This window comes from Daejeonella sp., assembly GCF_044232565.1.
GTDB lineage: Bacteria > Bacteroidota > Bacteroidia > Sphingobacteriales > Sphingobacteriaceae > Daejeonella.
In genome coordinates, this window is the sequence record NZ_JBIILQ010000089.1 from 1 (window position 1) to 9,686 (window position 9,686).

Here is a 9,686-nt window from a genome sequence, read left to right on the forward strand (position 1 = left end):
TAATGAATTAACCAATACCGCTATCCTCATGGAAGAAGTGGGTGAAGTTGCTCGAATTATGGCTAGAACTTACGGTGAACAGTCCTTTAAAAAATCTGATGAAGGCCATGATCTTGGCGATGAGCTTGCCGACGTACTCTTTGTATTAATATGTTTAGCCAACCAAACAGGCACAAACCTCACGGAAGCACTTCAAAAAAACCTAGAAAAGAAAAATATCCGGGATGCCGATAGGCATAAGAATAATGAGAAGTTGAAGTAACCCTAAAGATTTCTTAGAGTTAATATCTTGTTATCTTCACTATTTTTAGTTTTTTCTAAAAGAGTCATCATTTATTGGTCTCAAAAAAATTACTTTCATGTTTTTGTGTCGTAACTCGGCAATATTCAAGCAAAACCCCGATTTACTAAAGGTAACATCTTATTTATTGCCGAATTTTAAAAAAAAATCGACCGCTTCGCAGTTATAAAACTATACCATCCGCTGAAAAAGCGGAATGGCATAGTTAAGTGTCAAATGAATCAAAGTGTCAATCCTTGAGGCAACGCACAGAGAATCCGATTGCTCGGAAGTCGGCGATCATACTGGCATTGCTTCCACCAAAAAAAGAGGGGGGGCCGAAGAGGAGGCCGCGTGATACGGTGCCACTAACCGTACTGCTCCAATAGAAGCCATAAGACCCAGCACCGAAGAACGAACCATCGCCGCTGTAGCGGTAGCCCGCCACGGGCAATTTAAGCGGAGAAGCAAAAGCTCCTACATTATTTTGGCTTGTCCAACTTACGCGCTCAGCTTCCCATTCAGGTTCTGTTGGCAAACGATAACCACTTGGGCAAGGGTTGTTAATACCGATTACACCTTGCCATAAATTAACGTTTTGGCCACTGCGCCAATCGTAAGGTGAATTTGGTGCTAAAATAAAGTTACCATTCCCAGGTACGTCAGTTGATGATAGTGTGATGGTTTCTTTATTTTGTTCTGCCCCATCACTTGCAGTTGAAGATGTCCAAACTACATTTTGATGTCCATCCCTTCCTCTTCCCCATTGGTATAAATCACCATAAGAGAGATGATCATAGAAGTCGTTGGCAACTCGAGTTGCACCTAGGTTGCGGTCCATCCATATTTTGCCGGTGGTTGGATTGGTAACATCCACTACAGCAGTAGTTACTCCTGACGATACTAACCAAGTAGGTACCCCACTTTTTGATTGTAAATAAGCACCTTCATATTGTGAAGGCGCTACTTTAACCCAGGCAGTTCCATTCCAATAGAGCATATCACCACTCATATTTCCCGTGGTTGGCAGTCCTCCGCTTGGGGCAGTAGAGGCCCAAGTGGTCCCGTTAGAGGTTAATACATTGCCGTTCGTTCCTGGAGCAACTGCTTGTAGAGCATCTGCTCCATTTCCTAATAAAACATTGTTAGCAGTTAGTGTGCTAGCACCTGTACCGCCCTGTGCAACGGACACCGTAGCATTAGAGGTAAGAATTGTAGCACTGGCATCTGGTAAAGTAAACGTTTTAACAGAAGTTGTAGGTCCTGTAATATTGGTAAAACCATTTCCGGTGCCTCCATTCGATGATGGCAAAATACCTATTACTTTACTGGTCAAATCAATACTTCCAGCCAACATGGCATTTGTTACTTTCGAAGCGCCTATCGTTGTTACATTACTTCCGCTACTAGTCACATCGCCTGTTAAGTCAGCATTAGTGGTAACCGTTGAGGCAAGTGTTGCTGTGGCTGCATTACCACCGATGCTTAAATTAGCAACTGGAGTGGTAGAGCTCACTACTAAGGGAGCTGCTCCTGGTGCAATGGTTGAAGTTAATTGTCCCGAAACACTTAAACTAGTTCCTGTGGCAACCCCTATATTGGGAGTGACCAAGTTTGGGGAAGCTAGTGGTGCTTTTAAAGCCAAGGAATTAGTTAGCTCAGCAGTATTCGCCTTCAGTGCCAAATCTGTGTTTACATCCGTTATGTTTGCTTTTAAAGCTACCGATGCAGTTGTTGCAAGCGTACTTAAATCCTGATCTCCAGTATTGCTTCCAGTGATGGCTGCCAGTTTAGTTTTCTCAACTGTGGTATAATCGTTGCTTGATAATTCTTTACCTGTTACCTTATCCACTTTTGAGTCCAAACTTGTGTTTACATCCGTGGTGTTGGCTTTTAAAGCTACCGAAGCAATTGTGGCAAGTGCACTTAAATTCTGGTCGCCGGTATTGCTTCCAGTGATTGCTGCCAGCTTAGTTTTCTCTGTTGTGGTATAATCATTACTTGATAAATCCTTGCCGGTTACCTTATCCACTTTTGAAGCCAGACTTGTAGCTACATCCGTGGTGTTGGCTTTTAAAGCTACCGAAGTAATTGTGGCTAGGGCACTTAAATCCTGGTCACCGGTGTTGCTTCCAGTGATGGCTGCCAGTTTTGTCTTTTCTGCAGAAGTATAGTCGTTGGTAGATAATTCCTTACCACTAACTTTGTCTACTTTGTTGGTCAAGCTATTGCTTACATCCGTTGTATTGGCCTTTAATGCAAGCGCATTTGTAGTTGCAAAGGAACTTAAATCCTGATCACCTGTATTGTTTCCAATAATGGCTGCTAGTTTAGTTTTTTCAGCCGTGGAATAATCATTACTTGATAATTCCTTGCCTGCTACCTTATCCACTTTTGAAGCCAGACTTGTAGCTACATCCGTGGTGTTGGCTTTTAAAGCTACCGAAGTAATTGTGGCTAGGGCACTTAAATCCTGGTCACCGGTGTTGCTTCCAGTGATGGCTGCCAGTTTTGTTTTCTCAGTTGTGGTATAATCATTACTTGATAATTCCTTGCCTGCTACCTTATCCACCTTGGTGTTTAAAGATGTAGTTGCATCTACCGTTGATAATTTGGTATCCAAATCCGTTTGCGTCATTATCAATTTCCAGGCAGAACCCATATAATAATAAAATCCGGCCGGAGCTGAAGTTTGATAAATCATTAAGCCTTCAGCAGGATTGTTAATCGCATCTTTCTGCGTAGCAGTGATTCGGGGAATCAATATTCCTTTGTTATTTGTACTAGAAGCTACCTCTAAGGCCGCCGAAGCTGCCGGAGTATTCGTACCGATGCCTACCTGTGCATACAGTTTAGAGCACAATAGTAAAAGGGTGATTGGGACTAAAAGACCTATTTTGATTTTCATTGATTTCAATTTGTTAGCTAATGAATTCGGCGACAGGTTTTATTTATATTTAACCTTGACAAGGATACAAACAAATTTTAATAATTGAAAAAATTAAGACATCAATGCTGAGAAAATTAAATAATTTATAAAAAATAAGTCCAAATACCCTATCAGGAGAATTTTTTATATTTTTTTTTGAAAAAAGTTTAACATAGGAAAAATAAAAGCTTTGCGGAGGGCTTTGGTTTATTAGCGTAAAGAAAATTTACTGAAAAAAATTAATCACAGAAAAAAAAATAATTGTATAAATTGAAATAAAATTGCCTTTAATTATATTAATTAAGCAATTTTATTGACTTGAAAGAAATAGTCTTTTTCTGTAAAAAAGTCCGATGCTATAAAGGAAATATTGCAGATGTTAGATTAATATTATCTGTCGCAAAAAAGCGCTTACCACAGGGCTGATATTAGCTCATAATCACCCATCAGGAAAATTAAACCATCCTTATCAAACGCTCACCTTCCAATACTGGAATACTATTGGTGATATTCAAATTCAGGCAAAAAGCGATGTCCTCTTCAATTCCAAGCTTTTTTAAACGTTCGCTATGTGATGTTTTTTTGAGGTAAAGTCCTAAATCATCTTTAGCCAAATTGTACAAATCTTCCGATGCGATGCCAGCATCATCCAAAATATAATCTTCATTTTTCAAATGATGAACAACCCCACCGGCAAAAAGCGTGTCTTCCAAATTAACTTTATCCTTCCAGCCAGAGCACAGAAGCAAAACATCGTTAGATTGTGATTTTAGCCAGTTGCATAAAAAAGCAATGTTTAGAAATGAACCGATAACAATCTTACTAGCACTTCGCGACATATTGATGGCATGCGTTCCATTGGTAGTGGTTAACACAATTGTCTTACCATTCACCTTCTCTTGAGTATAGGAAAACGGTGAATTACCGAAATCAAAACCTTTTACAACCTCCCCATTTCGCTCTGCTGCCAATAAAAATTCAGATTCACGATACGATTCACAAGCTTCAACTGTAGCTACGGGAATAATTGACGTAGCGCCATTTTCTATCCCATAACAAATGGAGGAAGTGGCTCTAAAAATATCAATAACCACTACAATACTATTCGAAATATCGTGTAAATGCAGTAGAGCGGGTGTTAGGCAGACTTCAAGGTTACGTTTTTCCATTCTATTAATAATCACTATTTAAATGGAAACTTTACAACCCTAGCCAAGATCTTATTTTCACGGATACCAATAAAAATATCAGTTCCTTCTTTTGAAAATTCTGTTTTCACATAACCCATTCCGATAGCTTTTTGTAATGTAGGTGATTGTGTCCCAGAACTTACCTTACCAATTACATTCCCTGCAGCATCAAAAATTTCATAATCATGACGTGGAATACCACGCTCAATCATCTCAAAACCAACCAGTTTACGAGTTACACCACTTTCTTTTTGAGCAGCTAAATTAGCAGAGTTCACAAAGTTCTTAGTAAATTTTGTAATCCAGCCAAGTCCTGCTTCAATCGGAGAAGTAGTATCATCAATATCGTTTCCATACAAACAGAAACCCATTTCTAATCTTAAGGTGTCACGTGCTGCAAGTCCGATAGGCTTAATACCCAAATCTGCTCCCGCTTTAAATACTTCATTCCAGATATGCTCCGAATGCTCTTTCTCAAAATATAATTCAAAACCACCAGCTCCGGTATAGCCTGTTGCTGAGATCAATACATTTTCCACTCCTGCAAAAACGCCCTTTTTAAAAGTATAATATTCCATGGAGGATAAATCCACATCTGTTAAACTTTGAAGTGCTTCAGTAGCTTTAGGACCTTGAACCGCAAGTAAAGATGTACGATCAGAAATATCAATCATTTCTACTCCACCAGTATTGTATTTTGAAATCCAATCCCAATCCTTTTCAATATTAGAGGCATTTACCACCAACATAAAGGTCTTTTCATCAATTCGATAAACCAATAAATCATCTACAATTCCGCCAGTTTCATTTGGCAAGCAAGAGTATTGAATTTTGCCATCAAAAAGCTTAGAAGCATCATTTGAGCAAACACGCTGAATTAAATCAAGCGCACCTTCACCTTTCAGAATAAATTCACCCATGTGACTCACATCAAAAACACCTACCGCCTTACGGACGGTTTCATGTTCGATGTTTATCCCACTATATTGAACTGGCATATTAAATCCTGCAAAAGGAACCATCTTAGCTCCTAGGGCAATATGCGTATCATTTAATGCAACAATCTTCATTTTGAAATCTTTTATTGGTTGCCGCAAAAGTAGTCAAAAACGATTAAAAGGAAAGGTCAATTTTTGCTTCTTTTCATTTAAATCGAAAGGCTAAGCTGTGGGTCGCTTACTCTAAAGCTTTTACGGTGATAGGGTGTCATTCCAAATTCAATCACCGCTTTACGATGTTTTACTGTGGGATATCCCTTATTATTTGCCCAATCATATTTTGGGTATTCGGATGCTATATCAAGCATAAACTCATCCCGATAGGTTTTTGCCAAAATGGATGCTGCCGCAATAGAGAAATATTTTCCATCCCCCTTAATTACACATTGATGTGGGATATCTTGGTAAGGCTTAAAGCGATTGCCATCGATAATAATAAAACTCGGCCGGATACTTAACTGATCGACAGACAAGTGCATAGCCTTAATCGATGCATTTAAAATATTAATCCTGTCGATTTCTTGATGGTCAACCAAAGAAACCCCAAAGGCCAAAGCTTCTTTCTCAATAATTTGCCTCAAAGCAAAGCGGTCGGCTTCCTTTAGCTGCTTAGAATCATTCAAAAGATCGTGCTGGAAATTTTTAGGAAGAATCACCGCAGCCGCAAAAACTGGTCCAGCGAGACAACCCCTACCCGCTTCATCACAGCCTGCTTCAATAAATTCATCCTGAAAATAGGGTAATAGCATGTTCGAATAATTGAAATCACTCTTGTGCGGCTAAAATAAAATTTTTATAAAAAAGCCATTTTTATGCAATATAACATGTTTTTAATTATATAATAAAAAGCAAACTCCATTTTGGTTAAAATCAGTTTTTATATTTTCATTGTCTTGAATCCCAGTTCATTTGACAGTTTAATTAAAATTTGATTAAAAAAATCAAATTCAATCCCACCACAAATCGTCCGTTCACAGACCCTTACCAACCGATCTTCCGCCTTGGCTGGTGCGGCAGTGACAACCCTTGCCAACCCACTGACATTCATAGCATCAGACGCAGCGGTGGGGTTTTGGTCACTTTTTTCCTAAAGAAAAAGGACTAGCCCCCGCGGCAATAAGCGGGGAAAGTCAATTACAACACATTCATGCCGTTAAAAATTAAATATTATAAAATGAATCTCTTTCTTTTGATTCCAAAAGAAACAAAAAACTTTTTTTCCTCTTAGGCAGCTGGCGCAATCCAACCGCACACAAAAAACAAAAGCAAGAAACTCATCTTTATGGAAAACCGGCACGAAATATTCGTAATTATTTAGAAGTTGATTTACATTCGCTTTTAAGGAGTTATTTCGTGTAATTACTTAAAGCCTCCCAAGTTTCTTGTAAAATTTTTGCATCTTCAAATTCATCATCAAAGAGTATTGCACAGTAAAAATGCTCTCCTTCGCGTATTAAAAGACGGATCTTGCCAATTTTTAATTGCTCATTTAAAATCAGAACAAAAATTTCAAATAGCACTGAAGGAGCACTATTCTTATTAATGGCCTGCGTAATTTCAAGTATAGAGTTCAATTCTGCCTGACGCTTCAGGAAGAGTTGAATTAACTCAATTCATCCTCATTAATTGGGTGTATTTTATTCGACAATTTATGTTTCAGTCTAAGAACGCTATTTAAATTAGTAATTAATATACGATAACAAAAATCTATCGAGCGATTAAATGAGCTTGTTTGTTTCTATATCTTTCCATTTTAATAAGCAAATATGATTTACTCTCCTAGCAAAATAAAACCCTAGAAATACGTAAAATACATATTTGATGGCTAATTACCTTACCATTCTCCCTTTCCACATATATTTCCCAGAATTACCGGCAATACCAATATAAATGAGATAAAGGATGTGAATTAGAGAGAGAAATGGCTGATACCAAAGCAATTTAGCCCTTCCAACAAATTGGCAAACAGGAATCATAAATAATAGTTCGCACACCGCCTTGATGCCAAAACTAGCTGCAGCAATCATCCAAAAAATAGGATTAATGAAGCCCGCAATTACATTCAAAAAAATAGATAGATTGAAAACCCAAATCATAATCCCTAAACCTAAAAGCCATTTATTTTTATAACTCGTACTCTTTGAAGCCCATCGCTTACGTTGTTGAACAAATTCGCCCAGACTTGCTTTTGCATGGGTAAAAACAAAGGCATCCCTTGATTTACAAAAAGCAATTCCTTGGGGATAGGCAGCGGCTACTTTATGCATAAATAGCTCATCATCACCTGACGCCAAATTATCAATTCCCTGAAAACCATTCAACTCGAGAAAAACATCTCTTTTATAAGCCAAATTTGCCCCATTGCAGGTTGTAGGTTTACCATTCCCAATTCCGGATGCCCCGAGACTTATCAAAAATAAAAATTCGAGGCTCTGCATTTTCTCAAATAGATTTTGCTCCTCGAAATAAACAACAGGAGAAGAAATTAGCTTATAATCGCCTGATTCATAAAGGGACACAATAGTTCTTAGCCACTTCGAACCCATTCTGCAGTCGGCATCAGTACTGATGATTAACTCCCCATCAGATTGATTAATTGCTTCAGAAATGGCCTTTTTCTTATATGAATTCAGTGCTTCCTTTTCGTTGAGAACGATCAATTTCACGCCGCGATCGGCAAATGAACGCACAATTTCGGAGGTCTTATCTGTTGAATGATCGTCTACAATAATGAGCTGCATTAAATGCGAAGGATAGTCCTGCGCCAGCACATCCTCAATTGTATTCTTGATTTTCTCCTCTTCATTTCGTGCGGCAATCAAAATGCTTACAGTGGTATTACAAGTTTGTTCAGTAATATCAATCGGACTCAGCTTTGCCCATCCCTTTTTTAAATAAAACAATGCCCCCCCATACATTAAAGTAAGGATTGCTACAAGAAGACTAACGATTAGAACGACCAAAGAAGTTAAGTTTAAGTACAAAAACAGATCCTAATATAGCGGGAACAATTAAATTAATTAACCAAACACACGCAATTGCCGCCATTATTGCAATCTCTTGATTGGTAACAAAAGCGAAAAAATAGGTAGCAACGCTTGCCCTAACCCCAATATCTAAAAGATCGAGAGAAGGAAGGGCAGATTGTATGAAATAAAAAATAAAAAGGATCATCATCATCTCAAACAATTGAATATCAGGCACAAGAAGATGAATAACCAGAAAATATTGTATCGTAAAAATCAGGTATCGCGACGAAGAATACATTAAAATCCGGACAATATCGGCATGCTTGTACTTTGAGAAAATAATAAAAAATCGCTGGAAACGCTTCAGAAAATTAATCTTCATCAGCAAACCATAGAGCCACTGAATATTAAAGTAAAATAGAAGCAAAAACACACAAAAAAGTATAATCAAAATACTTAGTGCAAAAATTAAAATAGCGTTGAGTTCCGTAAAAGTGATGAAAAACCATAATAGAGCCAGCGATCCCAAAACATTGGTCACTACTAACTGTCCGATTGAGCCCACACTCATAGCTACAACACCCATTATCCGCTTTCTTGGAGAAAGAAACAATACCCTACCACCGTATTCGCCAATACGATTTGGGGTGAATACTGCCCAGGTTAAACCACAAAAAACAGACTCGACAGACTTCCAGGTACTTATTTTCTCGATGTCTCTTACTAAAAACTTCCATTTTAGAGACTCCAAAAACCAATTCAATAACATCAAGGAAAACACACTAAACATCACCAAACTGGTGCTAATCAAGGAAATTGAACTCATCAACGACTTGAAGTTGCTGATATTCTGATTATCACTTAGTTTTTTAAAGATGAACAAGAAAGCCATTACGATAACGCTTACCTTTATTGCAACACTCAAAATCTTTTTTGTTTGTGATTTCATGCTAATGCAATGTTAAGAAAAAGCTAGGCAAATTTTATTTTGAAAATGATTTAATGAAAATCATAAAAAAGAAGGTTATTTCTTATTATTGCTAAGCATGTTAAAAGAAAAATCAAATGAACGCATAATCCTTGGCATTGACCCAGGAACGAGCGTAATGGGCTATGGAATAGTTAAGGAGGTGAAAAATAATGTCGATTTAGTTTGCATGGGCGTGGTAAAAATGGATCATCTAAACGATCACCCTCTAAAACTAAAGCAGATTTTTGAGAAAACAGTTCTATTGATCGACCAATATAAACCAGATTGCCTATCCATTGAAGCTCCATTTTACGGTAAAAATATTCAGGTAATGCTCAAGCTGGGGCGAG

Annotated in this window: 9 protein-coding genes; 2 read left to right on the plus strand and 7 right to left on the minus strand. The window is 37.9% G+C overall.

The window, feature by feature from the left end; all coding sequences use genetic code 11:
* The coding region (locus ACILQF_RS06625; RefSeq protein ID WP_395626629.1) for a nucleotide pyrophosphohydrolase at nt 1–262 on the plus strand (262 nt) is incomplete at its 5' end.
* A 268-nt stretch (nt 263–530) separates the two neighbouring features.
* Here the strand turns inward: ACILQF_RS06625 and ACILQF_RS06630 are convergent.
* From ACILQF_RS06630 to ACILQF_RS06660, 7 genes are all read right to left on the minus strand, one after another.
* Nucleotides 531–3,188 carry a hypothetical protein gene (locus ACILQF_RS06630; protein ID WP_395626630.1) on the minus strand — a complete coding sequence of 886 codons (2,658 nt, stop codon included), beginning with the start codon at nt 3,186–3,188 and terminating at the stop codon, nt 531–533.
* Nucleotides 3,189–3,664: 476 nt separating this feature from the next.
* The gene (locus ACILQF_RS06635) at nt 3,665–4,378 is read right to left on the minus strand and encodes a 2-phosphosulfolactate phosphatase (protein ID WP_395626631.1); all 714 of its coding nucleotides are present in this window, start codon (nt 4,376–4,378) and stop codon (nt 3,665–3,667) included.
* Nucleotides 4,379–4,392: 14 nt separating this feature from the next.
* Nucleotides 4,393–5,469 (minus strand): glycine cleavage system aminomethyltransferase GcvT, encoded by a 1,077-nt coding sequence (gene gcvT, locus ACILQF_RS06640; RefSeq protein ID WP_395626632.1) that lies wholly within the window; start codon nt 5,467–5,469, stop codon nt 4,393–4,395.
* Between the two features lie 77 nt (nt 5,470–5,546).
* The gene (locus tag ACILQF_RS06645; protein WP_395626633.1) at nt 5,547–6,146 is read right to left on the minus strand and encodes a ribonuclease HII; all 600 of its coding nucleotides are present in this window, start codon (nt 6,144–6,146) and stop codon (nt 5,547–5,549) included.
* 597 nt (nt 6,147–6,743) lie between these two features.
* On the minus strand, nt 6,744–6,971 hold the full coding sequence (locus ACILQF_RS06650) for a hypothetical protein (protein ID WP_395626634.1): 228 nt from the start codon (nt 6,969–6,971) through the stop codon (nt 6,744–6,746).
* Nucleotides 6,972–7,226: 255 nt separating this feature from the next.
* The gene (locus tag ACILQF_RS06655; RefSeq protein ID WP_395626635.1) at nt 7,227–8,360 is read right to left on the minus strand and encodes a glycosyltransferase; all 1,134 of its coding nucleotides are present in this window, start codon (nt 8,358–8,360) and stop codon (nt 7,227–7,229) included.
* Nucleotides 8,341–9,315: a hypothetical protein gene (locus ACILQF_RS06660; protein ID WP_395626636.1), complete on the minus strand. Its 975-nt coding sequence runs from the start codon at nt 9,313–9,315 to the stop codon at nt 8,341–8,343. The genes ACILQF_RS06655 and ACILQF_RS06660 overlap by 20 nt, the downstream gene beginning before the upstream one ends.
* A 97-nt stretch (nt 9,316–9,412) precedes the next feature.
* Between ACILQF_RS06660 and ACILQF_RS06665 the strand changes: the two genes are divergently transcribed.
* On the plus strand, nt 9,413–9,686 hold a 274-nt coding region (locus ACILQF_RS06665; protein WP_395626637.1), incomplete at its 3' end, for a crossover junction endodeoxyribonuclease RuvC.